The 26,281-nt window shown below is 45.2% G+C and carries 25 protein-coding genes and 2 tRNA genes; 21 read left to right on the top strand and 6 right to left on the bottom strand.

Translation table 11 applies throughout. From position 1 onward, the window contains the following. Positions 1-83 precede the first annotated feature (83 nt). Complete coding sequence (locus tag NBH01_RS10205; RefSeq protein WP_055299428.1) at positions 84-920, top strand: aldo/keto reductase; 837 nt, start codon at positions 84-86, stop codon at positions 918-920. A 206-nt stretch (positions 921-1,126) separates the two neighbouring features. On the opposite strand, the gene NBH01_RS10200 is transcribed toward NBH01_RS10205, so the two are convergent. From NBH01_RS10200 to NBH01_RS10190, 3 genes are all read right to left on the bottom strand, one after another. Continuing rightward, on the bottom strand, positions 1,127-1,720 hold the full coding sequence (locus NBH01_RS10200; protein ID WP_008764908.1) for a type 1 glutamine amidotransferase family protein: 594 nt from the start codon (positions 1,718-1,720) through the stop codon (positions 1,127-1,129). Positions 1,721-1,972: 252 nt separating this feature from the next. After that, a tRNA-Asp gene (locus NBH01_RS10195) sits at positions 1,973-2,046 on the bottom strand. Positions 2,047-2,099: 53 nt separating this feature from the next. After that, positions 2,100-2,173: transfer RNA gene (locus tag NBH01_RS10190), tRNA-Asp, on the bottom strand. Between the two features lie 443 nt (positions 2,174-2,616). Between NBH01_RS10190 and purU the strand changes: the two genes are divergently transcribed. From purU to NBH01_RS10145, 9 genes are all read left to right on the top strand, one after another. Continuing rightward, on the top strand, positions 2,617-3,474 hold the full coding sequence (gene purU / locus NBH01_RS10185; RefSeq protein ID WP_008762395.1) for a formyltetrahydrofolate deformylase: 858 nt from the start codon (positions 2,617-2,619) through the stop codon (positions 3,472-3,474). Continuing rightward, positions 3,474-4,064 (top strand): imidazole glycerol phosphate synthase subunit HisH, encoded by a 591-nt coding sequence (hisH, locus tag NBH01_RS10180; RefSeq protein WP_016267206.1) that lies wholly within the window; start codon positions 3,474-3,476, stop codon positions 4,062-4,064. Before purU ends, hisH begins: the two co-directional genes overlap by 1 nt. Positions 4,065-4,257: 193 nt before the next feature. After that, a complete protein-coding gene (hisA, locus tag NBH01_RS10175; RefSeq protein WP_008764911.1) occupies positions 4,258-4,977 on the top strand; it encodes a 1-(5-phosphoribosyl)-5-[(5-phosphoribosylamino)methylideneamino]imidazole-4-carboxamide isomerase in 720 nt (239 codons plus the stop codon). A gap of 107 nt (positions 4,978-5,084) precedes the next feature. Next, on the top strand, positions 5,085-5,840 hold the full coding sequence (hisF, locus tag NBH01_RS10170; RefSeq protein WP_008762398.1) for an imidazole glycerol phosphate synthase subunit HisF: 756 nt from the start codon (positions 5,085-5,087) through the stop codon (positions 5,838-5,840). A gap of 62 nt (positions 5,841-5,902) precedes the next feature. After that, on the top strand, positions 5,903-6,514 hold the full coding sequence (gene hisIE / locus NBH01_RS10165) for a bifunctional phosphoribosyl-AMP cyclohydrolase/phosphoribosyl-ATP diphosphatase HisIE (RefSeq protein ID WP_008762399.1): 612 nt from the start codon (positions 5,903-5,905) through the stop codon (positions 6,512-6,514). Next, on the top strand, positions 6,499-7,224 hold the full coding sequence (locus tag NBH01_RS10160; protein WP_008762400.1) for a cell division ATP-binding protein FtsE: 726 nt from the start codon (positions 6,499-6,501) through the stop codon (positions 7,222-7,224). The genes hisIE and NBH01_RS10160 overlap by 16 nt, the downstream gene beginning before the upstream one ends. A gap of 13 nt (positions 7,225-7,237) precedes the next feature. Then, on the top strand, positions 7,238-8,557 hold the full coding sequence (locus NBH01_RS10155; RefSeq protein WP_008764912.1) for an aspartate kinase: 1,320 nt from the start codon (positions 7,238-7,240) through the stop codon (positions 8,555-8,557). Between the two features lie 78 nt (positions 8,558-8,635). Then, positions 8,636-9,796, top strand: a complete 1,161-nt coding sequence (lysA, locus tag NBH01_RS10150; RefSeq protein WP_008762402.1) for a diaminopimelate decarboxylase — start codon at positions 8,636-8,638, stop codon at positions 9,794-9,796. A 121-nt stretch (positions 9,797-9,917) separates the two neighbouring features. Beyond that, positions 9,918-10,397, top strand: a complete 480-nt coding sequence (locus tag NBH01_RS10145) for a ferritin (protein WP_008762403.1) — start codon at positions 9,918-9,920, stop codon at positions 10,395-10,397. Positions 10,398-10,495: 98 nt separating this feature from the next. On the opposite strand, the gene NBH01_RS10140 is transcribed toward NBH01_RS10145, so the two are convergent. Together NBH01_RS10140 and kbl are read right to left on the bottom strand one after the other, a co-directional pair. After that, positions 10,496-10,903, bottom strand: a complete 408-nt coding sequence (locus NBH01_RS10140) for a DUF2721 domain-containing protein (protein ID WP_008762404.1) — start codon at positions 10,901-10,903, stop codon at positions 10,496-10,498. A 120-nt stretch (positions 10,904-11,023) separates the two neighbouring features. Beyond that, positions 11,024-12,211, bottom strand: coding sequence for a glycine C-acetyltransferase (gene kbl, locus NBH01_RS10135; protein WP_008762405.1), 1,188 nt, complete (start codon positions 12,209-12,211; stop codon positions 11,024-11,026). 137 nt (positions 12,212-12,348) lie between these two features. Between kbl and NBH01_RS10130 the strand changes: the two genes are divergently transcribed. The 5 genes from NBH01_RS10130 to NBH01_RS10110 all read left to right on the top strand — a co-directional run bounded on the left by NBH01_RS10130 (position 12,349) and on the right by NBH01_RS10110 (position 17,581). Next, complete coding sequence (locus tag NBH01_RS10130) at positions 12,349-13,305, top strand: NAD-dependent epimerase/dehydratase family protein (RefSeq protein ID WP_008762406.1); 957 nt, start codon at positions 12,349-12,351, stop codon at positions 13,303-13,305. Continuing rightward, a complete protein-coding gene (locus NBH01_RS10125) occupies positions 13,302-14,150 on the top strand; it encodes a DUF4348 domain-containing protein (RefSeq protein ID WP_008762407.1) in 849 nt (282 codons plus the stop codon). The genes NBH01_RS10130 and NBH01_RS10125 overlap by 4 nt, the downstream gene beginning before the upstream one ends. 19 nt (positions 14,151-14,169) lie before the next feature. Next, entirely contained in the window at positions 14,170-15,165 is a 996-nt protein-coding gene (gene murB / locus NBH01_RS10120; RefSeq protein ID WP_008764915.1) for a UDP-N-acetylmuramate dehydrogenase, read from the top strand. Continuing rightward, on the top strand, positions 15,162-15,920 hold the full coding sequence (locus tag NBH01_RS10115) for an MBL fold metallo-hydrolase (protein ID WP_011107742.1): 759 nt from the start codon (positions 15,162-15,164) through the stop codon (positions 15,918-15,920). The genes murB and NBH01_RS10115 overlap by 4 nt, the downstream gene beginning before the upstream one ends. Positions 15,921-16,003: 83 nt before the next feature. Next, on the top strand, positions 16,004-17,581 hold the full coding sequence (locus NBH01_RS10110) for a DUF3352 domain-containing protein (RefSeq protein ID WP_011107741.1): 1,578 nt from the start codon (positions 16,004-16,006) through the stop codon (positions 17,579-17,581). Positions 17,582-18,182: 601 nt separating this feature from the next. Here NBH01_RS10110 and NBH01_RS10105 read toward each other — a convergent pair. Continuing rightward, on the bottom strand, positions 18,183-18,557 hold the full coding sequence (locus tag NBH01_RS10105; RefSeq protein ID WP_008764919.1) for a DUF3127 domain-containing protein: 375 nt from the start codon (positions 18,555-18,557) through the stop codon (positions 18,183-18,185). A 152-nt stretch (positions 18,558-18,709) separates the two neighbouring features. Here NBH01_RS10105 and dnaN point away from each other — a divergent pair, with 152 nt between their 5' ends. The 6 genes from dnaN to NBH01_RS10075 all read left to right on the top strand — a co-directional run bounded on the left by dnaN (position 18,710) and on the right by NBH01_RS10075 (position 26,139). Beyond that, positions 18,710-19,834, top strand: coding sequence for a DNA polymerase III subunit beta (gene dnaN, locus NBH01_RS10100; protein ID WP_008762412.1), 1,125 nt, complete (start codon positions 18,710-18,712; stop codon positions 19,832-19,834). 133 nt (positions 19,835-19,967) lie between these two features. Continuing rightward, the gene (locus NBH01_RS10095) at positions 19,968-20,747 is read left to right on the top strand and encodes a 3'-5' exonuclease (RefSeq protein ID WP_008762413.1); all 780 of its coding nucleotides are present in this window, start codon (positions 19,968-19,970) and stop codon (positions 20,745-20,747) included. After that, positions 20,747-21,949 carry a bifunctional phosphopantothenoylcysteine decarboxylase/phosphopantothenate--cysteine ligase CoaBC gene (gene coaBC / locus NBH01_RS10090; RefSeq protein WP_008764920.1) on the top strand — a complete coding sequence of 401 codons (1,203 nt, stop codon included), beginning with the start codon at positions 20,747-20,749 and terminating at the stop codon, positions 21,947-21,949. Before NBH01_RS10095 ends, coaBC begins: the two co-directional genes overlap by 1 nt. 37 nt (positions 21,950-21,986) lie before the next feature. Then, entirely contained in the window at positions 21,987-23,654 is a 1,668-nt protein-coding gene (recN, locus tag NBH01_RS10085) for a DNA repair protein RecN (protein WP_008764921.1), read from the top strand. A gap of 33 nt (positions 23,655-23,687) precedes the next feature. Beyond that, complete coding sequence (gene rlmB / locus NBH01_RS10080; protein ID WP_008762416.1) at positions 23,688-24,431, top strand: 23S rRNA (guanosine(2251)-2'-O)-methyltransferase RlmB; 744 nt, start codon at positions 23,688-23,690, stop codon at positions 24,429-24,431. A 1-nt stretch (position 24,432) separates the two neighbouring features. Next, on the top strand, positions 24,433-26,139 hold the full coding sequence (locus tag NBH01_RS10075) for a serine protease (protein ID WP_008764922.1): 1,707 nt from the start codon (positions 24,433-24,435) through the stop codon (positions 26,137-26,139). Positions 26,140-26,281 lie beyond the last annotated feature (142 nt).

Raw genomic sequence — 26,281 nt, 5'->3', positions numbered from 1 at the left:
GTACTGCAATAAGATCAATTCGACTATCGATCTTGTTATTGATAGGTATATAGATATTGAATATAATAATTAAAAGTATATTTATGGAAACAATAAGATTGAACAACGGTGTTGAAATGCCGATTTTAGGCTATGGTGTATATCAGGTGACTCCTGAAGAGTGTGAGCGCTGTGTGCTGGATGCTATTAGTGTCGGTTATCGTTCTATTGATACAGCACAGGCATATTATAATGAAGATGGAGTGGGGAATGCAGTCAGGAAATGCGGGGTACCACGTGAAGAACTGTTTATCACCACGAAAGTATGGATTTCGAACGGTGGATACGAAAAAGCAAAAGTTTCTATTGACGAATCCTTGCGTAAGCTCCAAAGTGATTATGTTGATTTGCTGCTTATTCATCAGCCTTTCAATGATTACTATGGTACATACCGTGCCATGGAAGAGGCTTACAAGGACGGAAAAGCTCGTGCCATTGGCGTCAGCAATTTCTATCCGGATCGTTTTATCGACCTGGCGGAATTTTGTGAGATTAAACCGGCGGTGAATCAAGTTGAAACACACGTCTTCAACCAGCAAGTGAAACCGCAGGAGATTATGAAGAAATACGGTACGAAGGTCATGTCATGGGGACCATTTGCGGAAGGACGCAATAATTTTTTCTCTAATGAAGTATTGAAAGCAATTGGAGAACGGTATGGAAAATCGGTTGCACAGGTAGCTCTGCGCTTTCTTATTCAGCGTGATATCATCGTTATCCCGAAATCGACTCGCAAGGAACGCATGATAGAAAACTTCGATGTATTTGACTTCACCTTGTCTGCAAAGGATATGGAAGAGATTGCCGGACTCGATAAAAAAGAAAGTCTGTTCTTCTCCCATTATGACCCTGAAATGGTTAACTTTCTGATTAATTTATAATAGAGGGAATATGTAGGCGGAAGATGTTTAGAAAAGAATCGTCAGGAAAGATTAATCTCTTCTGACGATTCGGAATATTGGAACGTAGCGAAAAATGGAACTTTATTATCCCAATGTTCTCCGTATGTTTTGTCTATTTGGGTATGAGGCTATTTTTATATCTAATGTTAGTTATCCGGTAATTGTTAAACTTAACCTTGCTTTTATTACTCCGGACAGAATCCGTTTTTATAAAACAGATAACTTTTTTCTATTGCTTCGGCTGTATCAGCTTCTAATGCATATAGTATTTCCCTGCAAAATTCCAGTTGTCCGGTTCCGTTAGCGGTTATGATCTTTCCATCTCTTACAGCTTGCTGATCAACGTAGTTCGAATCACCTGTATATCTCTCTCCGACATGTTGTTTCAGATAATCGATTGTATTACTCGTATGCTTTACGTTATTGAGAAATCCATGCATAGCAAGGAAAACGGAAGCATTGCATATTCCGCCAACTACTTTCTTATCTTTGATAGCTTTTTCTACCAGCGGGACTATTAATTCAGCTTCTGGTGAAAACCAGCTCATGCCGCCAATTAATATCAGACCTGCATAATCTTCCGGCATATCTTTCAAATCATAATCAGGCAATACTCTGAATCCCCCTATTGAAGAGACAGGCTCTTTGGTTATAGACAAGGTTTTCACTTTATAAGGAACAGGACTTCCGGGCATAACACCCTGATTCAGGCAGGCAGCTATAAATGCGCCTTCCCAGTCGGCGAACTCATTTAATAATACAAAAATTACTTCTTTCATATATCATTCTATTTTCTTTATGTATGCAAAGGTGCTATTTAAAATTGAATAACCCAGATGATGCAGTGAATTATTATCTTTTTTATATATGACTTTATAGGTCTGATGTCCGATGGCGGGTAACAGAATGTTTAAGATATCCGTCAGTCTTAGTCGTAGACTGTAGCTGTTAGCGATCTTGGTTTCGTGTAATGCATAAAAAAAGTCTTTGATTATCAATGTAATCAAAGACTTTTTTACTTTCTTAAGAAGCGGTGCGTACGGGACTCGAACCCGTGACCCCATGCGTGACAGGCATGTATTCTAACCAACTGAACTAACGCACCAAATATTAAAGACTAATTCATTTTATTTCTCTTTGCTTCTTACTTAAAAGAAGCGGTCCGGACGGGACTCGAACCCGCGACCCCATGCGTGACAGGCATGTATTCTAACCAACTGAACTACCGAACCAGAATTTCATTTTGTTAATCTGCATCTCTCTCGATTGCGGGTGCAAAGGTAGTTGTTTTTTGTAAATCTGCAAATGTTTTGATGAAACTTTTTTCCAATAAAAAGCAAGAAAAAAGCTTAGTGTCTCATTTTGAGTACTTTTATAATGAAAAAAAATATTAGTTTTTTCTTCAGTCAGGATGGTGACACTATCCGGTCGTCATAGTGACACTATCACGATGGGATAGTGTCATTATCCGGAGGCGATAGTGTCACTATCCTGAAGTTTGTCATCTTCTTCTTTGGAAATAGTCTTGGATATCTTTCTATCTGTAAGAAATCACCGTTTTTATATCAACTTTCTGCTTGAATAATTCGTAGTTTTGCAATAAATCGTTATTTTTGCGCACTAAAATTAGATAGGTGGAAGAATTTCCGCCCGGAATAGTAAATTAGTAAAAAGAATGATGACTACAGCCAAACTGTTATTGCACTGTCCCGACAAACCGGGAATCCTCGCGGAAGTGACAGACTTTATTACGGTAAACAAAGGAAATATTATCTATCTGGATCAGTATGTAGACCATGTGGAGAACATCTTCTTCATGCGTATAGAATGGGAATTGAAAGATTTTCTGGTTCCGCAGGAAAAGATTGAAGATTATTTCAGAACGCTATATGGGCAGAAGTATGAAATGGATTTCCGTCTTTATTTCTCGGATGTGAAACCGCGTATGGCTATATTCGTTTCTAAAATGTCTCATTGCCTGTTCGATATGTTGGCTCGCTACACGGCAGGAGAGTGGAACGTGGAGATACCTCTTATTATAAGCAACCATCCGGACTTGCAGCACGTGGCAGAGCGTTTCGGTATTCCTTTCTATTTGTTCCCCATCACCAAGGAGACCAAAGAAGAACAGGAACGCAAAGAAATGGAATTGCTTGCCAAACATAAAATTACATTCATCGTGTTGGCACGTTATATGCAAGTGATTTCCGAACAGATGATCAATGCGTATCCAAATAAGATTATCAATATCCATCATTCCTTCCTACCGGCATTTGTGGGGGCGAAACCTTATCATGCCGCATTCCAGCGTGGAGTGAAAATTATCGGTGCGACCAGCCATTATGTGACGACTGAGCTGGATGCAGGCCCGATCATCGAGCAGGATGTAGTGCGCATTACACATAAGGATTCTATAGAAGATCTTGTAAATAAAGGAAAGGACCTGGAAAAGATTGTTCTTTCGCGTGCGGTACAAAAGCATATCGAACGTAAGATTTTGGCTTATAAAAATAAAACAGTAATATTTAGCTGATGAAAGTAGCAGTTGTAAAATACAATGCCGGAAATATCCGTTCTGTGGACTATGCTCTGAAGCGGTTGGGGGTAGAAGCGGTGATTACTGCCGATAAAGAAATACTTCAATCTGCCGATAAAGTGATTTTCCCCGGAGTGGGAGAGGCGGGAACTACCATGAATCACCTGAAAGCAACAGGGCTCGACGAACTGATCAAGAATCTGCGTCAGCCTGTGTTCGGAATTTGCCTCGGTATGCAGTTGATGTGCCGACACTCCGAAGAAGGTGAGGTGGACTGCCTGAATATCTTTGATGTAGACGTGAAGCGTTTTGTTCCGCAGAAGCATGAAGATAAAGTGCCGCATATGGGCTGGAATACGATTGGTAAGACAAACAGCAAATTGTTCGAAGGATTCACCGAAGAAGAGTTTGTCTACTTTGTACACAGTTTCTATGTGCCGGTTTGTGACTTCACTGCTGCTGAAACCGATTATATCCATCCGTTCAGCGCGGCATTGCATAAAGATAACTTTTATGCCACCCAGTTCCATCCGGAGAAAAGCGGGAAGACAGGTGAAAGGATTCTGAGGAACTTTCTGGATCTCTAATAAACGTTGCAACAGTTTATAATAAACTCCGCTATAGTTTATAATAAACTCCGCTATAGTTTATAATAAACTCGGTCATCGTTTATAATAAACTATTTCCGGCTTTTCGGAGAAGAAGAAAAGGACAGGTATAAGAAGATGGAGTGAACAGCTAAAATAGTAAATCGTAAATGATCAAATTGTATATAAACAGATGATAGAAATTATTCCAGCCATTGATATTATTGACGGGAAATGTGTACGCCTTTCTCAGGGAGATTACGATAGTAAGAAGGTATATAACGAAAATCCGGTGGAAGTAGCCAAGGAGTTTGAAGCGAACGGGGTTCGCAGGCTTCATGTGGTAGATCTGGACGGAGCTGCTTCTCACCACGTAGTCAACCATCGGGTATTGGAGCAGATTGCTACGCGTACCTCTTTAATAGTAGATTTCGGTGGTGGAGTAAAGAGTGACGAAGATTTGAAAATAGCTTTCGAAAGCGGTGCTCAGATGGTGACAGGCGGAAGCGTTGCCGTGAAAGATCCGGAGCTGTTCTGTCATTGGCTGGAAGTATATGGCAGTGAGAAAATAATCCTCGGAGCAGATGTCAAGGAACATAAGATTGCCGTAAACGGCTGGAAAGACGAAAGCGCCTGCGAGCTTTTCCCATTTCTCGAAGACTATATAAATAAAGGTATTCAGAAAGTCATTTGCACTGATATTAGTTGTGATGGAATGCTGAAAGGTCCTTCTATCGATTTGTATAAAGAAATGCTGGAGAAGTTTCCGAATCTCTACCTGATGGCTAGTGGCGGAGTGAGCAATGTGGATGACATAATCGCCTTGAATGAAGCCGGAGTTCCCGGAGTCATCTTCGGTAAAGCATTGTACGAAGGGCATATAACATTGAAAGATTTGCGTATATTTTTATAATCAGGAGTGCTAAAATAAAATGGAGCGCCCTGTTATAATGAAAAATAAAGAAGCAGGTTCTCGGATTAGTAGAATCTAAATTGTCAAATAGTAAATAAGATAGAATTGTGTTAGCAAAAAGAATCATACCCTGTCTGGATATAAAAGACGGACAGACCGTAAAAGGAACGAACTTTGTCAATTTGCGCCAGGCCGGTGATCCGGTAGAGCTGGGGCGGGCTTACAGCGAACAAGGAGCAGATGAACTTGTGTTTCTGGATATTACTGCAAGTCATGAAGGACGTAAGACTTTCACGGAATTGGTAAAGCGGATTGCTGCCAATATCAATATCCCGTTTACCGTGGGCGGTGGCATCAATGAATTGAGCGATGTAGATCGCCTGCTGAATGCCGGAGCGGATAAGATCTCGATCAATTCTTCCGCCATTCGCAACCCTCAGCTGATTGATGACATTGCCAAGAACTTCGGTTCTCAGGTTTGTGTTCTGGCAGTAGATGCCAAGCAAACAGAAAACGGCTGGAAGTGTTATCTGAACGGCGGGCGTATCGAAACCGATAAAGAATTACTGGCATGGACCAAAGAGGCTCAGGAGCGTGGAGCAGGCGAAATCCTGTTTACGAGCATGAACCATGATGGGGTGAAGACCGGTTATGCGAACGAAGCGCTTGCTTCCTTGGCCGATCAACTCTCTATTCCCGTGATCGCTTCGGGTGGGGCAGGGCTGAAAGAACACTTCCGTGATGCTTTTTTAGTAGGAAAAGCAGATGCGGCGTTGGCTGCCAGCGTTTTTCATTTCGGAGAAATTAAAATTCCCGAATTAAAATCGTATCTTTGCGGCGAAGGAATAACCATCAGAGGGTGAGGCGGCATGGGCTCACACAAACGGTATAGTAAATTGAAATAGTAATTAGAACTTAATATAAGATGGAATTGGATTTCGATAAGATGAACGGACTTGTTCCGGCTATCATACAGGACAACGAGACACGCAAAGTCTTGATGCTGGGCTTTATGAATAAGGAAGCCTATGATAAAACGGTGGAAACCGGAAAAGTAACTTTCTTCAGCCGTACCAAAAATCGTCTTTGGACGAAAGGAGAAGAAAGCGGCAACTTCCTTCATGTGGTATCTATCAAAGCGGATTGTGACAACGATACCCTGTTGATCCAGGCAGATCCGGCAGGTCCTGTTTGTCATACAGGCACAGATACTTGCTGGGGTGAGAAAAACGAAGAACCGGTTATGTTCCTGAAAGCATTGCAGGATTTCATTGACAAACGTCACGAAGAAATGCCCCAAGGTTCTTACACCACCAGCCTGTTCGAATCCGGAATCAACAAGATCGCTCAGAAAGTAGGTGAGGAAGCTGTCGAAACAGTGATCGAAGCTACGAATGGAACAAACGAACGTCTGATCTATGAAGGAGCCGACCTGATTTATCACATGATTGTATTATTAACTTCAAAAGGCTATCGGATCGAAGACCTTGCACGCGAATTGCAGGAAAGACATAGCAGTACATGGAAGAAGCATTAATTCAATATAAAAACGTAGAAATCCATCAACAGGAACTCTGTGTACTGAGCGATGTCAATCTGGAATTGCACAAAGGAGAGTTCGTCTATCTGATCGGGAAGGTAGGTTCGGGGAAAACGAGCCTGCTCAAAACCTTTTACGGCGAACTGGACGTAATCGACGGCGAAGCGGAAGTGCTGGGCTATAATATGCGTTCAATCAAACGCAAGCATATCCCTCAGTTGAGAAGAAAGCTGGGAATTGTGTTTCAGGACTTTCAGCTGCTGACGGACCGTACCGTTTACAACAATCTGGAATTTGTGCTTCGTGCCACTGGCTGGAAGAACAAACGGGAAATTCAGGAAAGAATAGAGGAAGTGCTCGACCTCGTGGGAATGTCCAACAAGGGCTATAAACTCCCCAACGAACTTTCCGGCGGCGAACAGCAACGCATCGTTATCGCACGTGCCGTGCTCAATTCTCCGGCTATTATCCTGGCAGACGAGCCGACCGGAAATCTGGATGTGGAAACAGGCAAGTCCATCGTTGAATTGTTGCACAACATCTGCGAATCCGGTTCGTCGGTAGTGATGACAACGCACAATCTGCAATTGCTGAAAGAATATCCCGGCAGTGTATACCGCTGTTCCGAACATCGTATAACGGATGTGACAGACGAATACATGCCCAGACAGAGAACAATAGAAATAGATTTAAATATAGATAACTAAAACAGTAACGAAAATGAAAGTTTTAAAGTTTGGAGGAACTTCCGTGGGTTCTGCTCAGCGGATGAAGGAAGTAGCCAAATTGATTACCGATGGTGAACAGAAGATTGTTGTCCTTTCTGCAATGTCAGGAACAACAAATACATTGGTGGAAATTTCGGACTATCTGTATAAGAAGAATCCGGAGGGTGCCAACGAGATTATCAATAAGCTGGAATCAAAATATAAACAGCACGTTGATGAGCTTTTTGCAACTCAGGAATATAAACAGAAAGGTTTGGAAGTCATCAAGTCTCACTTCGACTACATCCGCTCCTATACTAAAGACCTTTTCACTTTGTTCGAAGAGAAAGTGGTTTTGGCACAGGGAGAGCTTATTTCTACGGCTATGGTCAACTTCTACCTGCAGGAATGCGGTGTGAAGTCCGTATTGCTTCCGGCTTTGGAATTCATGCGTACTGACAAGAACGCGGAACCGGACCCTGTATATATTAAGGAGAAACTGCAGACACAACTGGAACTGTATCCGGATATGGAGATTTACATCACACAAGGTTTCATCTGCCGCAATGCTTACGGTGAGATAGACAACCTGCAGCGTGGTGGCAGCGATTACACCGCATCCTTGATCGGTGCTGCCGTAAAGGCTTCCGAAATCCAGATATGGACGGACATCGACGGTATGCACAATAACGACCCGCGCATTGTGGACAAGACAGCGCCGGTTCGTCAGCTGCATTTCGAAGAAGCAGCCGAGCTGGCTTACTTCGGTGCAAAAATCCTGCACCCGACTTGCATCCAGCCTGCTAAATATGCCAATATACCTGTACGTCTGCTGAATACAATGGACCCGGATGCTCCCGGAACACTAATTTCTAATGACACGGAGAAAGGTAAGATTAAAGCCGTAGCTGCCAAAAACAATATTACAGCTATCAAGATCAAATCAAGCCGTATGTTGCTTGCTCATGGTTTCCTGCGTAAAGTATTCGAGATCTTTGAAAGCTATCAGACTTCTATTGACATGATCTGTACTTCAGAGGTCGGTGTATCTGTTACAATAGACAACACCAAGCATCTGAACGAGATTCTGGACGACCTGAAAAAATACGGTACTGTCACTGTTGACAAGGATATGTGTATTATCTGTGTAGTAGGTGACCTGGAATGGGAGAATGTCGGTTTCGAAGCTAAAGCGCTTGATGCGATGCGGGATATACCTGTACGAATGATTTCCTTTGGAGGAAGTAACTACAACATTTCCTTCCTTATCCGGGATTGCGATAAGAAGACGGCGTTGCAGTCGCTGAGCGATATGCTTTTCAACAACAAATAATTCCACAAATAATACGAGCGCTTTTATTGATACTGATAAAAGCGCTCTTTTTAACTAACTAAACAAGTTTCTTGAATTATGAAAGGAATATTTCCAATCGATAAATTCCGTACTTTGCAGACACCTTTCTATTATTATGATACGAAAGTGCTGCGTGATACATTGTCGGCTATTAACCAAGAGGTTGCCAAATATCCTAGCTATTCCGTACATTATGCCGTGAAGGCGAATGCCAATCCGAAAGTACTTACCATTATCCGTGAAAGCGGAATGGGAGCAGACTGCGTGAGTGGCGGAGAAATCCGTGCCGCTGTCCGTGCCGGATTCCCTGCCAATAAAATCGTTTTTGCCGGAGTCGGGAAAGCGGATTGGGAGATCAACCTCGGACTGGAATATGGCATCTTCTGTTTCAATGTAGAGTCTATCCCCGAACTGGAAGTCATCAACGAACTGGCTGCCGCTCAAAATAAGATCGCTAATGTCGCTTTCCGTATCAATCCGGATGTCGGGGCGCATACGCACGCCAATATCACCACCGGTCTGGCTGAAAACAAATTCGGTATCAGTATGCAGGACATGGACAGGGTGATCGATGTGGCTTTGGAAATGAAGAATGTAAAATTCATCGGTCTGCACTTCCATATCGGTTCGCAGATATTGGATATGGGCGATTTCATCGCTCTTTGTAACCGGGTGAATGAATTGCAGGACAAGCTCGAAGCCCGCCGTATTCTGGTAGAGCATATCAATGTCGGTGGTGGTCTGGGCATTGACTACGGTCATCCTAACCGCCAGTCCGTTCCGGACTTCAAAAGCTATTTTGCTACCTATGCCGGACAGCTGAAACTGCGTCCTTATCAGACATTGCACTTTGAATTGGGACGTGCGGTGGTAGGACAGTGCGGCTCTCTGATATCGAAAGTGCTGTATGTAAAGCAGGGAACGAAGAAGAAATTTGCCATCCTCGATGCAGGTATGACAGACTTGATTCGTCCGGCTTTGTATCAGGCTTACCACAAGATGGAAAACATCACTTCAGAAGAACCTGTAGAGGCTTATGACGTAGTAGGTCCGATCTGTGAATCATCAGACGTTTTCGGTAAAGCGATTGACCTGAACAAAGTGAAGCGGGGAGACCTGATTGCACTTCGTTCCGCAGGTGCCTATGGTGAGATTATGGCATCCGGATACAACTGTCGTGAACTGCCGAAAGGATACACTTCGGACGAGCTGGTGTAAATAAAATGTGAATGTAGTTTAAAAATGCAGGGAGCTTGGAACAATTTTAACTGAAATCTTGTTATTTTTGTAATGAGTTCAAAAGAAAACTACATTAACAACTTAATAAAAATATACGATTATGATTTCAGAAAAATTACAGAAAGCAATCAATGAGCAGATCACTGCTGAAATGTGGTCTTCTAACCTGTATCTGGCAATGTCTTTCTACTTTGAGAAAGAAGGTTTCAGTGGCTTTGCACATTGGATGAAGAAACAATCTCAGGAAGAAATGGGACATGCTTATGCAATGGCCGATTACATCATCAAACGTGGCGGAACTGCTATAGTTGACAAGATTGATGTGGTTCCCAATGGCTGGGGTACTCCGCTGGAAGTGTTTGAACACGTTTACAAACACGAATGCCATGTATCTGCATTGGTAGACAAGCTGGTAGATGTGGCTGCTGCTGAAAAAGATAAAGCTACTCAGGATTTCTTGTGGGGATTTGTCCGCGAACAGGTAGAAGAAGAAGCTACTGCACAGGGAATTGTGGATAAAATCAAGAAAGCTGGTGATACCGGTATTTTCTTTGTTGATTCACAACTGGGACAACGCTGATAATGATCTGAAAAATAGAAAATTATATAAGAGAAGCTGTTTGGGTTTATATTCAGACAGCTTCTTTTTTTATCTTACTTATCAACTTCCCTGCCGGGCTATTTCTTTATCTTTCCTTTTTCCATAGCTCCCAGATAAATCTCCAGCGAGCGGGTAGAAATCTGTATTTCGCGGAAGGATACACCCAAAGAAGCGATTAACAGTATCAATGCCAGTCCGAATACATAAACCGATAACAACTGCAGTCCGATGTAAATAAGAAACATACTGACTACACAGAAAAAGAGGCTTGCTATCCCCAGTCCCTGCATCGTGCGTGTCAGATTCAACCGTTTCCTCAAATTCTCGATTTGTGCTACCGTGATATCCGTAGGATTTTCCATATAGCGGTCCCGCAACTGTCGCACCAGCTGCGCATACGATAAAAAACGATTGGTATAAGCCAGCAAAATCAGCGAAACAGCCGAAAAAAGCAAAGCAGGAGTAGTGAGCGTAAGTTCTTCCATCTTGAAAAATAGGTAATAGGTAATAAATAATAGGTAATAAGTAATAGGTAATAAGTAATAAGTCATGCGGGTAAAGCTACCGGCAGCTACGATTATTACCTATTACCTATTACTTATTACTTATTTCAAGGTTCCTAGTTCTTTGCCAACCTTAATAAAAGCAGCGATACATTTGTCGAGGTGTGCTTTCTCGTGTCCGGCAGAGATTTGTACACGGATACGTGCCTGTTCTTTCGGAACGACCGGATAATAGAATCCCGTCACATAAATGCCTTCTTCCTGCATGCGTGCGGCATAAATCTGAGAGAGTTTGGCATCATACAACATAACGGCGCAGATGGCACTTTGTGTCGGTTTGATGTCAAATCCGGCAGCTGTCATTTGGTCACGGAAATAGTTTACATTCTCTACCAGCTTGTCATGCAGCGCATTGCTTTCTTTCAGCATCTTGAATACTTCGAGACTTGCACCGATGATACCCGGAGCCAATGAGTTGGAGAACAGATAAGGACGGCTGCGCTGACGCAGTAAGTCGATGATCTCCTTGCGGCCGGTGGTAAATCCTCCCAATGCGCCTCCGAAAGCCTTGCCCAGTGTTCCCGTATAGATGTCTACGCGTCCGTAAGTCTTGTACAGTTCGCTGACGCCGTGGCCCGTAGCGCCAACCACACCTGCAGAGTGCGATTCGTCCACCATTACGAGTGCATCATATTTCTCGGCCAAGTCACAGATCTGATCCATAGGTGCTACATTGCCGTCCATAGAGAATACGCCGTCGGTAACAACGATACGGAAACGTTGTGCCTGAGCTTCTTGCAAGCATCTTTCCAGATCCTTCATATCCGCGTTGGCATAGCGATAGCGTTTCGCTTTGCAAAGACGTACGCCGTCGATGATAGAAGCATGGTTCAGAGAGTCCGAGATGATGGCGTCTTCTTCGCTGAAAAGCGGTTCGAACACACCTCCGTTGGCATCGAAACAGGCTGCATACAGAATGGTGTCTTCTGTCTGGAAATAATCCGAGATAGCAGCTTCCAGTTCCTTATGTATATCTTGCGTTCCGCAGATGAAGCGGACAGATGACATACCAAATCCACGGCGCTCCATCATTTCTTGAGAAGCTTTAATCAGACGGGGGTGATTGGACAGTCCCAGATAGTTGTTGGCGCAGAAATTCAGCACTTCTTTTCCTTTTACAGTGATGGCAGCTTGCTGCGCACTTTCGATCAGTCGTTCTTCTTTGTAAAGTCCGGCTTCCTTAATTTCAGCCAGTGTCTGGCTGAGGTGTTCTTTCATTTTACCGTACATAATGTTTGAGTGATTAAGTTAATGGTGCAAAGGACACGATTTTTCTTGGAATAAACAATATCTTTTTGATTTAAATCTGAAAAAAAAGTGCTTACTTTGCGCACTATTTAGCTTAACACTTTTATTTAAAAGGAAAAATGAAACACATTTTGATTATTGGAGCCACCGGACAAATAGGATCCGAGTTGACGATGGAGTTACGCAGGCGTTATGGAAACACAAACGTAGTAGCAGGTTACATCCAGGGTGCAGAGCCCAAAGGAGAGTTAAAAGAGTCGGGACCGTCGGCAGTTGTCGATGTAACGAATGGTGAAATGATTGAATCGGTGGTGAAGGAATACCACATTGATACCATATATAATTTGGCTGCACTGCTATCGGTGGTGGCTGAGTCCAAGCCGAAGCTAGCCTGGAAAATTGGTATTGACGGACTGTGGAATGTTTTGGAAGTGGCGCGTGAGCAGGGATGTGCGGTATTTACCCCCAGTTCTATCGGATCGTTCGGTGCAAGCACGCCTCATACACAGACACCACAGGATACTATCCAGCGTCCCCGTACTATGTATGGAGTCACCAAGGTAACGACAGAGTTGCTGAGTGACTACTATTTTAACAAATACGGTGTTGACACACGTGCTGTCCGTTTCCCGGGCATCATTTCGAACGTGACCCCTCCGGGAGGAGGAACCACCGATTATGCTGTCGATATTTATTATTCGGCAGTAAGAGGAGAAAAATTTGTGTGCCCTATCAAAGAAGGCACTTTAATGGATATGATGTATATGCCGGACGCGCTGAACGCAGCAATCATGCTGATGGAAGCAGATCCGACCAAGCTGATACACCGCAACGCTTTCAATATCGCCTCTATGAGTTTCGACCCTGAGACGATTTTCCATGCCATCAAGAAGCATGTGCCCGCGTTCGAGATGATCTATGATGTAGATCCTTTGAAGCAGCGCATAGCCGACAGCTGGCCCGATAGTCTGGATGACACTTGCGCCCGCGAGGAGTGGGGGTGGAAGCCGGCTTACGATCTGGAAAGCATGACGGTGGATATGCTTGAAAAGCTAAGAGAGAAACTGAAAAAATGAAAAAACTAATTGCGGGGGTTCTGGTGCTCACTATCCTTGGTTCCTGTGGAAACAAGAAAACGAACATCGACCCCTTTGCATCTATCACTCAAGAGGTGGATTCTATCCGGCACAAAGCCGATTCGATCCATCAGGAGGAATTGCCGGAAGAGCCCAAACCGACAGAAGCGGACGAATCTTTCGACGATTTTATCTATAATTTTGCTTCCGATGATGCCTTGCAGCGTCAGCGTGTCAAGTTTCCGTTGCCCTATTACAAGGGAGATGAGAAAACCAATATCGAAGAACGCAACTGGAAGCATGATGACTTATTTACCAAACAGCATTATTATACGCTCCTGTTTGATAAAGAAGAAGACATGGATTTGGTGGGGGACACCTCACTGACCTCCGTTCAGGTGGAATGGATATTCGTGAAAACCCGAATGGTGAAAAAGTATTATTTTGAGCGTATCAAAGGGGCATGGATACTGGAGGCTATCAATCTGCGCCCTGTTGAGCGGAATGAAAATGAAGACTTTGTGGAGTTTTTCAGTCATTTTGCTGCCGACAGCCTTTTTCAAAGCCGACGTGTGCAGGAGCCTCTGGCTTTTGTCACCTCAGATCCGGACGATGACTTCTCTATTCTGGAGACTTCTCTTGATTTGAACCAGTGGTTTGCTTTCAAGCCGGCATTGCCTACAGACCGCCTTTCGAATATCAATTACGGACAGCGGAATGATGATAACTCGCCGACAAAGATTCTCGCCTTGAAAGGAATCGGAAACGGCTTCTCTAATATTCTATATTTCAGGCGGAAAGCAGGCGAATGGCAACTGTATAAGTTTGAAGATACCAGTATTTAGCAACGAAAAAACGGAAGATATGTATTCTCTTTTATCACACAATACGTTCGGCATTGATGTCTATGCCGAACGGTTTCAGGAATATGCTTCGGTAGAAGAACTGAAGACATTGATAGCTCAAGGTGCCCTTACGACACCTTTTTTGCATATAGGCGGCGGAAGCAACCTGCTTTTTGTCAAAGACTATGAAGGGCTGGTCTTACATTCCCGCATCGAAGGGATCGAGGTGACGGAAGAGGACGAACGGAGTGTAGCCGTACGGGTAGGAGCAGGCGTGGTCTGGGATGACTTTGTAGGCTATTGCGTAGAGCATGGCTGGTATGGAACGGAAAATCTCTCCCTTATTCCCGGTGAAGTGGGAGCGAGTGCCGTGCAGAATATCGGTGCCTATGGCGTGGAAGTGAAAGACCTGATCACCTCTGTCGAAACAGTGAACATTCACGGTGAGGAGCGTGTTTATGCTGTAGATGAATGTGGCTATGCCTATCGCGACAGCATTTTCAAACGCCCGGAGAATAAATCCGTATTTGTGACCTATGTCTGCTTCCGGCTCAGTAAGGAAGAACGGTATACATTAGATTACGGCACCATCCGTCAGGAGCTCGAAAAATATCCCGAACTGACCTTGCCGATCCTCCGGAAAGTGATTATCGATATCCGTGAAAGCAAATTGCCCGACCCGAAAGTGATGGGAAATGCCGGCAGTTTCTTTATGAATCCCATCGTTCCGCGCGAAAAACTGGAAGCCTTGCAGCAGGAATTTCCCCGAATCCCCTTCTACGAACTGAATGACGGACGAGTGAAGATTCCGGCAGGATGGATGATTGATCAGTGCGGCTGGAAAGGAAAAGCATTAGGTCCGGCGGCAGTGCATGACAAACAGGCCTTGGTGCTCGTCAATCGGGGCGGAGCGAAAGGCAGCGACGTCCTTGCGCTTTCGGATGCGGTGCGGGCTTCTGTTCGTGCGAAATTCGGCATAGACATTCATCCGGAAGTAAATTTGGTTGGAAAATGAAAGTAAGAATACTTGGAAGCGGAACATCGACGGGAGTTCCTCAGATTGGATGTACCTGTCCGGTCTGCACTTCTGCCGATCCGAAAGATAATCGTCTGCGTGCGTCTGCGATCGTTGAGACGGAAGATGCGCGGATACTTATAGACTGCGGGCCCGATTTTCGGGCGCAGGTGTTACACCTTCCTTTTGAGAAGATAGACGGTGTGCTCATTACGCACGAACATTATGACCACGTGGGCGGGCTGGATGATTTGCGTCCGTTTTGCCGCTTCGGGGCGGTTCCTATCTATGCCGAAGAATATGTGGCACGCGCATTGCGTTTGCGGATGCCTTATTGTTTTGTCGATCACCGTTATCCCGGTGTTCCTGATATTCCCTTGCAGGAAATTGAGGTCGGGCACGCCTTTTCCATCCACCATACGGAAGTGGTGCCTTTGCGGGTGATGCATGGTCGGCTGCCGATTTTGGGCTACCGTATCGGCAGGCTGGGGTATATCACGGATATGCTGACCATGCCCGAAGAATCGTATGAACAATTGGAAGGGATAGATGTTCTGATTATGAATGCGCTTCGTATCGCTCCTCATCCTACTCACCAGAATCTGGAGGAGGCATTGAAGGTGGCAGAACGTATTCGGGCAAAGGAGACATACTTCATCCACATGAGTCATGATATGGGGCTGCACAAGAAGGTAGAGAAGGAGCTTCCTGAAAATATTCACCTTACATATGACGGAATGGAAATCATTTTCTGATTATTGGTGATTTTTTTAGCAAAAGTTTTGTTTTCTTTGTAGAAATTATTATTTTTGCCCCTAGCCGATAAACAGCAAATATTATGAAACTTCGTACGATAGTGAAAATAGCGATCACTTCTTCTGTTGTACTTTTGTGCTCAGGTTTTGCGTTGTACTCTTTTTTTAGGTTGTCGGCTGCCGAAGATCAGAAAGATTTTGATCTCTATACCTTGGTTCCGTCCTCTGTTTCAGCAGTGTTTGCGACGGAAGATGTAGCCGAATTTGTAATGGAAGTGGATGAGCTGACCTGTAGTCGGGATCACCAGTATCTTTATGTTTCCAAACTCTTTTCTTATCTGAAACAATATCTTTATTCTCTTCTCGAAGATGCTCCTCACGGTCTGAGCAGGCAAATGAATCAGATGCTGATCAGTTTCCATGAGCCGGACAATGATCGTAATCAGGTGCTTTACTGCCGGTTGGGGAATGGAGACCGTGCGCTGATCGACCGTTTTGTGCAGAAATATGTTTCGTCGGGCTATCCTCCGAAAACATTCGATTATAAGGGTGAAGATATCATTATCTATCCGATGGCGGACGGTGATTTTCTCGCCTGCTATCTGACGGAAGACTTTCTGGTGCTCAGTTGTCAGAAAAAGCTGATAGAGGAGGTGATAGATATCCGCAAAACCGGCAAGTCGCTGGCTGCCGACTCTGCTTTTAAAGAAGTGCGGGCGCCGAAGAAAAGTCCGACTGTTGCTACCGTCTACACTCGTCTGGCAGGAATGATGGGATGGACGGAGTTTGATATGAAGCTGAAGGATGATTTCATTTATTTCTCCGGAGTCAGCCATTATGTAGATACTTGTTTTAACTTTATAAATGTAATCCGCCAGCAGGAATCTGTCAAAGGATTTCCGGGCGAGACACTGCCTTCCACTGCTTTTTATTTCAGTAAACAGGGCATTACGGACTGGGCATCCCTGCTTTCCTATGGCGGTACGCAGGAATATGCGACGGCAGGCAGAACGAGTGAAGTGCTGAATCGGGATCGGGAATTGTCACGTTATCTGGCAGAGAATACGGGGCAGGATTTGGTGGCTTGTCTTTTCCAGCGGGAAGACTCTCTGATGGGGCCTGCGGCTGTTTTAAGTCTCTCGGTGATGGATGTGGCTGAGGCGGAAAGGATGTTGCGCTCTTTGGTAAATACGGCTCCGGCAGAGGAAGGAACAGGCCGGAATTCACGTATAACTTTTTGTTATACTCCCTCTAAAGCATACCCTGTGTACAGGTTGCCTCAAACAACGTTGTTTACGCAACTAACCAGTTTTGTAGAGCCGTCCTTGCATGTTTTCGCTACATTTTATGGCGGACGTTTACTGCTTGCCCCCGATGAAGATAGTTTGTCACGATATATCCGCCAGCTGGATAATGACGAAGTGCTTGACGGCGCTTTGGCTTATCGGGCGGGGACGGACGGATTGTCCGATTCGTATCATTTCATGTTGATGGCGGACTTTGGACACGTACTCGAACAGTCCGGACATCAGGTTCATTATGTGCCGGAATTCTTTCTCCGCAACTCCGAATTTTTCCGTAATTTCATTCTTTTTGCGCAGTTTACTTGTGCGGACGGGGTGGTTTATCCCAACATTGTTTTGAAGTATAAATCCGAATAGAATTCGATGAAAAAAACAGGCGAAAAATAGAGGGGAAAAACAACTCTTAATTTGTGAAACTAAAAGCTCTGAAACGCCTTCTGGCAGGGCGCGAAAACCGAATGGAAACCAGTAGAGTAGAGAAGAGTATATAATTCTATTCTAAAGAAATAGAATTAATAAGAAAAAAAATAGAGAATTTTGCCGCCGCTGATTCACTTTTTATTCCATTCCGTAAGATGCCTTTGAGAGAATTCATGAAGGGGTGTCAAAAGAACTAAAGTGGGGGCTAAAAAATCGATTCCATCTTGAATGGGGGTGACTAAAAAGTCGATTCTATCTCTATTCTCCTCCTTCCTGAAGGAGGAGAGTTTAGTTACTATTGACTTTTGGCATACCTTCATGGGGGCTTTTCCGTCTCGCTGTCCAATCTCCTTCGTCTCGCTGCTCAATTCCTTTCGCCTCGCTGCTCAGTCCTTTTCGCCTCGCTGCTGAATCCGCATTGGCCCCGAGGTGAATTCACTTCAGCTCGGTGTCTGGTTACTGCAGGGGACAGTCATAAAAAAAACTCCCGGCAGAAATAGTTCCATCGGGAGTTTTTTATGCAGATTGTTTTTAATTCTTAGAACGGCAGGTCGTCTTTTGCGTCACCCATCGTGAAATCCGGGGTAGCAGACGGAGCCGGGGGAGGAACGGGGGCACCCGGAGCCATAGGAGCACCTGCGCCTACACGTTCAACTTTCCATGCACGGATACTGTTGAACCAGCGGTCGTTCCATTGACGGGCGTCAACGTCGAATGATACGGTCAGTTCTTCGCCCATCTGAATGTTGAACTGTTCGATTTTGTCGGCGCCAAATACGTCGAAACACATTTTGCGCGGATATTGGTCATGGTTTTCGATTACGAACTCTTGTGATTTCCACTCGTTGCCGCTAGTCTTTGAAACTCCACCTCTCGGAGGGAGGATAGCGATGATTTTTCCTGTAAATTCCATTGCGATAATTTTAAATTCTGCGGCGAAGTTACAATTTTTTAGGAATATCCCTCACACAATGCTTGTTTTTTCTTTCGTTTTCTTGGGCAGCACGAATCTTTTTTCGTAACTTTGTGCGATATATAATTCAAAACTTAAATACTCGAAAATATATGAAATTTATCGTTTCAAGTACTGCTCTTTCCAGCCATTTACAGGCTATCAGTCGTGTAATTAACTCAAAGAATGCGCTGCCTATTCTCGATTGTTTTCTCTTCGAATTGGAAGACGGAACATTGTCTGTGACTGTTTCTGACAGTGAAACGACCATGGTGACAACCGTTGAGGTAAATGAAAGCGATACAAACGGGCGTTTTGCCGTAGTAGCGAAAACATTGCTTGATGCACTGAAAGAAATTCCGGAACAACCGTTGACATTCTACGTCAACACGGACAATTATGAAATCACCGTGCAGTATCAGAACGGAAAATATAGTCTGATGGGACAGAATGCTGACGAATTTCCGCAGTCGGCTGTGTTGGGCGAAAATGCAGTCCGCGTGGAGATGGAAGCAGGTGTACTGCTGGGTGGCATCAACCGTTCGGTATTCGCAACTGCCGATGACGAGCTCCGTCCGGTAATGAACGGTATATATTTCGATATTACAACAGAAGACATCACGATGGTGGCATCGGACGGTCATAAGCTGGTACGTTGCAAAACGCTGGCTGCCAAAGGAAACGAACGTGCCGCGTTCATCCTTCCGAAGAAGCCCGCTACATTGCTGAAAAACCTGCTTCCGAAAGAACAGGGAACAGTAACCATCGAATTTGACGAACGCAACGCTGTGTTTATGCTGGAAAGCTACCGCATGGTCTGCCGCCTGATCGAAGGACGCTATCCGAACTACAACTCGGTAATTCCGCAGAACAACCCTCATAAAGTGACTGTAGACCGTCAGCAACTGATCGGAGCTTTGCGCCGTGTGTCTATCTTTTCTTCACAGGCAAGCAGTTTGATCAAGCTGCGTATGCAGGAAAATCAGATTGTGATTTCCGCACAGGACATCGATTTCTCCACTTCTGCCGAAGAAACACAAGTTTGCCAATATTCGGGTGCCGCTATGAGCATCGGATTCAAGTCTACTTTCCTCATCGATATCCTGAACAATATTTCGGCCGATGAAGTGGTAATCGAGCTTGCCGACCCGTCGCGTGCCGGAGTCATTGTGCCGGTAGAACAGGAAGAAAATGAAGACTTGCTGATGCTGCTGATGCCGATGATGCTGAACGATTAATTAATTATTTAATGGATAATTGAGAATGGATAATGGATAATGAGCTGCGCTGTCAGTGGTCAGGAATTATCCATTTTTTATGTTTCCTATCCATTATCAATTCTCCATTATCCATTATCCATTAAAGAAAGAAATGAAATTAAATTTGAAAAACCCGATTGTGTTCTTCGATCTGGAGACAACGGGAACCAATATCAACACAGACCGGATCGTTGAAATTTGCTATCTGAAAGTATATCCTAACGGGAATGAGGAAACGAAAACAATGCGTATCAATCCCGAAATGCATATTCCTGAAGCCTCTTCTGCCGTACATGGCATTTATGACGCCGATGTAGCGGACTGCCCGACTTTCAAGGAGGTGGCAAAGAATGTGGCCCGTGACATTGAAGGCTGCGATTTGGCAGGATTCAACTCTAACCGCTTCGATATTCCGGTATTGGCAGAGGAATTTCTTCGTGCCGGTGTAGATATCGATATGACGAAGCGTAAGTTTGTCGATGTACAGGTGATTTTCCACAAAATGGAGCAACGTACCCTTTCGGCTGCCTATAAGTTCTATTGCGAAAAGAGTCTGGAAGACGCCCATACGGCCGAGGCCGATACACGTGCCACTTATGAGGTGCTGAAAGCACAGCTCGACCGCTATCCGGATCTTCAGAACGACATCGCCTTCTTGGCAGAATATTCAAGTTTCACTAAGAATGTGGACTTTGCCGGACGGATGGTGTATGACGACAATGGTGTGGAAGTATTTAATTTCGGAAAATATAAAGGAATGTCTGTAGCCGAGGTGCTGAAGAAAGACCCCGGATACTACAGCTGGATTTTAAACAGTGATTTCACGTTGAATACCAAGGCGGTGCTGACTAAGATCCGTCTGCGTGAAATGAGTAATTTGATTACAAAATAATGCTAAAAGGAAAAAAGATAATTCTTGGAATAACCGGTAGCATCGCTGCTTATAAAGCTTGTTACATTATCCGTGGGCTGATAAAGCAGGGAGCGGAAGTGCAGGTGGTCATTACTCCGGCGGGAAAAGAATTTATTACTCCCATCACTCTTTCGGCTTTGACCAGTAAGCCGGTCATCAGCGAGTTCTTTGCCCAACGGGATGGTACGTGGAATAGCCATGTGGACTTGGGTCTGTGGGCGGATGCCATGCTGATCGCACCCGCTACCGCCTCCACCATCGGAAAGATGGCGAACGGGATAGCAGATAATATGCTGATAACCACTTATCTTTCGGCCAAAGCTCCGGTATTCATTGCACCGGCTATGGACCTCGATATGTATGCACATCCTTCTACACAGAAGAATCTGGATATATTGCGTTCCTATGGCAATCGCATCATTGAACCCGCAACGGGTGAACTTGCCAGCCATCTGGTCGGCAAAGGGCGTATGGAAGAACCGGAAAATATTATCCGTGTGCTGGACGAGTTTTTCTCTGCGAGTACCGAACTTCAGGGAAGGAAAATTATGATAACTGCCGGACCGACTTACGAAAAGATCGATCCGGTCCGTTTTATCGGCAATTATTCTTCCGGTAAGATGGGATTTGCTTTGGCGGAAGAATGTGCCCGTCGTGGGGCAGAGGTGACGTTGATCGCCGGACCGGTGCAACTGAAAACGCAGCATTCGCGTATCCACCGGATAGATGTGGAATCTGCTCAGGAAATGTATGAGGCAGCGCAAACCTGTTTCCCGACTTCCGACGTGGGGATTCTTTGTGCGGCAGTCGCCGATTTCCGTCCGGAAACGGTGGCCGGCAAAAAGATCAAACGGGAGAAGGAAGAAGAACTGACCTTGCATCTTCAGGCTACGCAGGACATTGCTGCAAGTCTGGGAAAGATCAAAGAAGACAATCAACTGTTAGTGGGGTTTGCCCTCGAAACAAATAACGAACAGCAGAATGCCGAAGGAAAGCTCGAACGTAAAAACTTTGACTTTATCGTCCTCAACTCTCTGAATGATGCGGGAGCCGGCTTCCGTCACGATACAAACAAGATTAGCATTATTGATCGCAAGGGTCGCGAGGATTATCCTCTGAAGCCCAAACAGGAAGTAGCGCAAGACATCATCGATCATCTGGTTTCCGTCTTGACTCACTGATCTTTATTTTTTAGGTTTAATTTTTAATTTACAGAAGGTGTTACGTTCACTTTATATTCAGAATTACGCATTGATAGAAAAACTGGATATCGGTTTTGAAACAGGCTTCTCGGTCATCACAGGCGAGACGGGGGCCGGAAAATCGATTATTCTGGGAGCCATCGGTCTGCTGCTCGGACAGCGTGCCGATGTGAAAGCGATTCGTCGTGGAGCTTCTAAATGTATTATCGAAGCACGTTTTGATATCTCGGCTTACGGTATGCGCCCGTTTTTTGAAGAGAACGAACTGGAATACGACGACGAGGAATGTATCCTGCGGCGCGAAGTGCAGGCGTCCGGCAAAAGCCGTGCATTCATTAATGATACGCCTGCTTCGCTGGCACAGGTGAAGGAACTGGGCGAACAGCTGATCGATGTACATTCACAGCATCAGAACCTCTTGCTCAATAAAGAAGGTTTTCAGTTGAATGTGCTCGATATTCTGGCTCATAACGATGATGCGCTGGAGAAGTATCATTCACTGTATAACGAATGGAGGCAGCTCGACCGTGAACTGTCCGAGCTGACGGCACTTGCCGAGCAAAGCCGGACGGATGAGGACTATCTTCGTTTCCAGCTGGAACAACTGGAGGAAGCTCATCTGGTGGAAGGGGAGCAGAGTGAACTGGAGCAGGAGGCGGAAACTCTGAGTCATGCCGAGGAGATCAAAGCGGGGCTTTACCGCATCGAACAGTCTTTTTTCTCGGACGAAGGCGGACTGCTTTCTTTCCTGAAAGATAATCTGAATACGCTGAATAATCTGAAAAAGGTGTATCAGCCTGCCGGAGAACTGAGCGACCGCATGGAAAGTGCCTACATCGAACTGAAAGATATTTCGCAGGAAGTCTCAGCGCAGGGAGAATCCATCGAGTTTAATCCTACCCGTCTGGACGAAGTGAACGATCGTCTGAATTTGATTTACTCCCTGCAACAGAAGCATCGGGTACAGACACTTGAAGAATTGATGGCCTTGGCAGACCAATATCGCAGTAAGTTGTCCGAGATTACCTCTTATGATGATCGCATAGCCGAACTGACTGCCCGCAAGGAAGCCCAGTATGAACGGGTGAAGAAGCAAGCTGCCGTGCTGACAAAAGCCCGTGCGGCAGCCGCCCGTGAAGTGGAGAAACAACTGGCTGAACGGCTGGTCCCGCTGGGTATGCCCAACGTCCGCTTCCAAGTGGAGATGGGATTGAAGAAAGAACCGGGCATACAGGGGGAGGATACTGTCAACTTCCTGTTCTCCGCCAACAAGAACGGAACGTTGCAAAGCATATCTTCCGTTGCTTCCGGAGGTGAAATCGCGCGTGTGATGCTTTCTATCAAAGCGATGATCGCCGGTGCGGTGAAATTGCCTACAATTGTATTTGATGAGATCGATACCGGAGTTTCCGGTGAAATAGCCGACCGTATGGCGGATATGATGCAGGAAATGGGGGACTGTAACCGTCAGGTGATCAGTATCACACATCTGCCTCAGATCGCAGCTCGCGGGCGCGCTCATTATAAGGTATATAAGAAGGACAGCGATACGGAAACGAACAGCCATATCCGCCGTCTCACCGATGAAGAACGGGTAGAGGAGATCGCTCACATGCTGAGCGGAGCCACATTGACCGAGGCTGCTCTCAGCAATGCGAAGGCCCTGTTGGCCCGTACTTCATAATACATAATTCAAAATTTATAATTCAAAATTACAATGACCGATAAAAGTGAAATGATTTTCGGCGTCCGTGCCGTCATAGAGGCCATTCAGGCTGGAAAAGAGATTGATAAGATCCTCGTTAAGAAAGACATTCAAAGTGATCTTTCCAAAGAGCTTTTCGCAGCATTGAAAGGATTGCTGATTCCTGTTCAGCGTGTGCCGGTGGAACGTATCAACCGCATCACACGGAAGAATCATCAGGGTGTGGTCGCCTTCATTTCCTCTGTGACCTATCAGAAGACGGAAGACCTCGTTCCTTTCTTATTCGAGCAAGGCAAGAATCCGTTTTTTGTGATGCTGGATGGCATAACGGATGTGCGTAACTTCGGTGCGATAGCCCGTACCTGTGAATGTGCTGCGGTGGATGCGGTGATTATTCCTGCGCGTGGCAGCGTATCGGTGAATGCCGATGCCATGAAGACTTCCGCAGGTGCGTTGCATACATTGCCTGTCTGCCGCGAACAGAATCTGCGTGCGACTTTGCAGTATCTTAAGGACAGCGGTTTCCGTATCGTTGCTGCTACCGAGAAAGGAGATTATGACTATACGAAAGCCGATTATACGGGACCGATGTGTATCATCATGGGAGCGGAGGACACCGGTGTATCATATGATCATCTGGCTCTCTGTGACGAATGGGTGAAGATACCGATGCTGGGAACCATCGAATCTCTGAATGTTTCCGTAGCTGCCGGTATTTTGATTTATGAAGCTGTGAAACAAAGAAACAACGACTGATATGAAGAAACTTTTAATCTTACCTTTAGCGCTTTTCCTCTTGGTACAGAGCGGTCTGGCGCAAACCCCGAAATGGGTGGAGAAGGCGAAACGTGCTGTTTTCTCAGTAATAACTTATGATAAGAATGACAAGATGCTGAATACCGGAAACGGATTTTTCGTATCCGAAGACGGACTGGCTCTTTCTGACTACAGTCTTTTCAAAGGGGCTGAGCGTGCGGTGATTGTCACAGCCGAAGGCAAGCAAATGCCGGTCAGCCTGATTTTGGGAGCAGATGATATGTACGATGTGATCAAGTTTCGTGTGGCCATCACCGAGAAGAAAGTGCCGTCACTGGTAGTGGCGACTACTGCTCCGGCTGCAGGCGCTGACGCATGGATGCTTCCTTATTCTACGCAGAAGAGCATTGCCTGTGTTTCGGGTAAAGTGAAGGATGTATCGAAAATTGCCGGAGAATATCATTACTATACCTTGAGTATGCAGATGAAAGACAAGATGGTGAGTTGCCCGGTGATGAATGCGGAAGGCCAGGTGTTCGGTATTTCACAGAAGTCCTCCGGTGCGGATACGGTAACGACTTGTTATGCGGCAGGGGCAGCTTTTGCAATGTCGCAGAAGATTAGTGCTCTGTCTTTGGGAGACGTTGCTCTGAAGAATATCGGTATCCGGAAAGGATTGCCCGAAGCGGAGGATCAGGCATTGGTGTATCTGTTTATGGCTTCCACGCAGATGTCGGCTGATGAATATGAGAAATTGCTGGACGATTTCATTCGCCAGTTCCCCAGCAGTACCGATGGATATATCCGTCGTGCCAACTATTACGTAGCAAAAGGTAAGGATGACCAGTCTTATTTTGACAAGGCTGTAGCCGACTTTAATCAAGCCTTGAAGGTGGCGGCTAAAAAGGATGATGTGTATTATAATATCGCCAAGCTGATATACGGTTATCAGCTCTCGAAACCAGAAACGACTTATAAAGACTGGACGTATGATACGGCTTTGAAGAATCTCCGTCAGGCGATGGCTATCGATCCTTTGCCCGTTTATACGCAGTTGGAAGGAGATATACTTTTTGCACAGCAGGACTATGCAGGTGCTTTGGCCGCTTATGAGAAGGTGAATGCCAGCAATCTGGCTTCAGCAGCCTCATTCTTTAGTGCCGCCAAGACGAAAGAATTGCTGAAGGCAGATGCCAAAGAAGTGTTGGCATTGATGGACAGTTGCATTGCTCGTTGTCCGCAGCCTGTCACGGCAAATTTTGCCCCTTATCTGCTGGAACGTGCACAGATGTATATGAATAACGATCAGGCAAGAAATGCAATGCTCGATTATGATGCTTATTATAAGGCTGTGAACGGACAGGTCAATGACCTTTTCTATTATTATCGTGAGCAGGCTGCGTTGAAAGCCCGCCAATATCAGCGTGCATTGGATGATATCGTGAAAGCGATTGAATTGAGTCCCAAAGATCTGACTTATCGGGCAGAACATGCAGTGGTTAATCTGCGTGTAGGACGCTACGAAGAATCCATGAAGATACTGAATGAAATTCTGAAAGACGAGCCGAAATATGGGGAAGCATACCGGTTGTTGGGCCTTTGTCAGATACAGTTGAAGAAGACGGACGAAGCTTGCGGAAACTTCAATAAAGCGAAAGAGCTGGGTGATCCGAATGTGGATGAACTTATAAAGAAATATTGTAAATAAGCGGAGGTGCTTGGAAAGAATAACGTCTTACTTTCTTTTCGGACTCCTTAGTAGTAAAAATAAACCCCTGCCGGCTTCTACAGTCGGCAGGGGTTCTCGTTTTTGGGGACGTTTGTAAAATACTCTCTCTCTCTAATTTCTC

Origin of the sequence: Bacteroides sp. B1-V-101 (genome assembly GCF_023656585.1) — a bacterium.
Classification (GTDB): Bacteria; Bacteroidota; Bacteroidia; order Bacteroidales; family Bacteroidaceae; genus Bacteroides; species Bacteroides thetaiotaomicron.
The sequence above is the reverse complement of the archived record's forward strand: the minus strand, read 5'-3'. Positions and strand labels throughout refer to the sequence as shown.